At 64.7% G+C, this 2,301-nt stretch carries 2 protein-coding genes; both read left to right on the plus strand.

The genetic code is table 11. The features are described from left to right. Window positions 1-734: hypothetical protein (locus tag WAW17_RS29640; protein ID WP_422336424.1), on the plus strand; the 734-nt coding region annotated here is incomplete at its 5' end. Window positions 735-1,673: 939 nt separating this feature from the next. Further along, the coding region (locus tag WAW17_RS29645; protein WP_422336425.1) for a cutinase family protein at window positions 1,674-2,301 on the plus strand (628 nt) is incomplete at its 3' end.

The raw sequence follows: 2,301 nt of genomic DNA on the forward strand, positions 1-2,301 counted from the left end.
GACTCAAGGTCTCGGTGGCCAACGCCGCGACCAGCGGTGTCGAGAAGTCGAAACAGGTCAAAAGTGGGGGACTGGCCGGACTGACCAGCAAGGTCTCGGTGAAGCAGTTACGCAAGGAGATCGGCAACGACGGCTTACGGCAAGCCGCGATCGATGCCGGCCGCACACCCCCCTCCGATCGCACGTTGCGCCGATGGGCGCAACAAGGCCGCATCCCACACCCAGACATACTCGAGCGTGCGCAACGCCGCGCGGCGATCGAGCGCCTCGGTGGTATCGATGCCGTTGCCGCCAAGATCGGGCGTTCCCGCTCCGCAGTCTCGCGGTACCGCTCCGGCGAAACCAACGAGTTACGTGCCGACGCCAACAAGAAACTCAAGAACGTCAAGGCAGAGGACATCATGAAACGCGCCGGGGTGTTGCGCCCGGACGGAACACCGAAGAAGGCCGTCATCCGCGTCAAGGGCGGCGTGATGGTCCGCAACGGCGCCGACGAGGGATACGACTACCGGGTCCGCACCCTGGATTTCGCGAACTCCGACACCCCGTTCAGCAGCGAAGAGTCCCGCGAACTGGCCGCCGCCTTGGCAGGCGACGATCACGCCCGCGTCGTCGCACTCCTCGAACGACACGCCACCCTCGACTACCCCGAAAACAAGGGCTTCGACAAATACAGCGACCAGTTCGGCTTCCACTTCGACCACATCGACTCCGTCCACATCGACTGGATCTAAACACTGGGGATGTGTCGTTCACCGGTCAACGTCCTATCTGTCGCGCAGGGCAGGTCGCGAGAGTGAGCACGGTGACAAATCCTGCTTATATGCTCTGGCCGAGCGGACCAAACAGGGGAAATATGGAAGGCCGCAACGCATACCGCACGAGCGTCGCGAGTGCTGACCGGCATGTTGGGATCAGACCGCAGCACCGCGGCACAGCACCGGAGGAACCCGCTCGCAGTAGCGACCGTCGCACAGGTGACGGGGTGAGCTACACAGAGGCGATCCATCGACAGTTGTTCAGCAGCTTCGATCCTTCATCGGCGAAACTGGCCCGATGAGCCAAGAGGAACCACGAGGACGTGCGCACCACTGAGAACACCGCTCTGCAGAACACGTTCCGGTGCGGGTGATGGAGCCCGGTCCGGGCGGCGTAGAGGTGACAGTCTCCGGGACCTGCTCGAGGCCACCGTCGAGGTCACCGCGGCCGCAGGCCCACAGGAACAAGACTGCGCGCTCGATGTCGCGTTGAAGCGATTGGGCGCCGCCACTTCCAGCGCTCTTGTGCCGTACATGATCGACACTCTCGAACTCCGGCGGCGGCCCGGGCCGAGTACTGCCCAAGTTCCTCGAGTATGCGTTGGCAGAGCAACTCGACCAGCCTGCCGATCGCCCCGGCACGCACCGTCGCGATCTGAACGACCGGCTCCACCTCCGCTGGCTCGCACACCGCCCGGTCGATGTCGACGAGGCGACAATGCAGACGTTCCACCAACGCTGGGCGCAGCGGCAGCACAGCTGATCTACAAGAACCCACAGGCATGCGGGGAGAACGTCGGTGCTCCAATTACCGACACGCCCGACCGCGTGCGGGGGTCGTCGCTGAGAGAAGGACTGCTACCTGACACTGACAGCCGGAAGACTACTGGTTGCAGCGCGATAGGAGTCCGGAAGATGGCACGGTCGGCGAGAGGTGGGCTCGCGGCGTTCACCACTACCGCAGTGTTGTGCGGGACCGCGCTGATCTCCGCGCCCGCGATCGCCCACGCCGACCCCGCCAGCTGTTCATCGACGTTCAACCTGTTCATCCCCGGAACCTGGGAGACCAACGAGAACGCCGACCCGAACAGGCCGGTGGGCATGCTGGCCCCCGTCGCGGAGGCGATCAAGGCGAAAAACGGTTCCCGTGCGCAGATATACACGCTGCCGTACATGGCCCGTGCGTTCGACAACGGCCACACCTACGCTGACAGCAAGAACGACGCGGTCAGCAAGGCCACCGCCGTGTTGAAGTCCTACGCCGACAAATGCCAGGGCGCGAAGATCACGATCACCGGCTATTCCCAAGGTTCCGACGCTGCAGGCGATCTCGCGGCGGCGATCGGAAACGATCACGGACCGGTCGATGCGGACCAGGTCCTCGGTGTGGCACTGCTCGCCGATCCCGGTGCCGGGACGAAGGGCGCCGCGACGGTCGGGCCGAAGACCTCCGGGGAGGGGATCGCCGGTCCCCGGTCGCAGGGCATGGGCAAGCTGTCGGGGCGGGTCGCCTCGATCTGCGATCCGAACGACCTGTACTGCT

Origin of the sequence: Rhodococcus sp. (in: high G+C Gram-positive bacteria) (assembly GCF_049286785.1) — a bacterium.
Taxonomy (GTDB): domain Bacteria; phylum Actinomycetota; class Actinomycetes; order Mycobacteriales; family Mycobacteriaceae; genus Rhodococcus_F.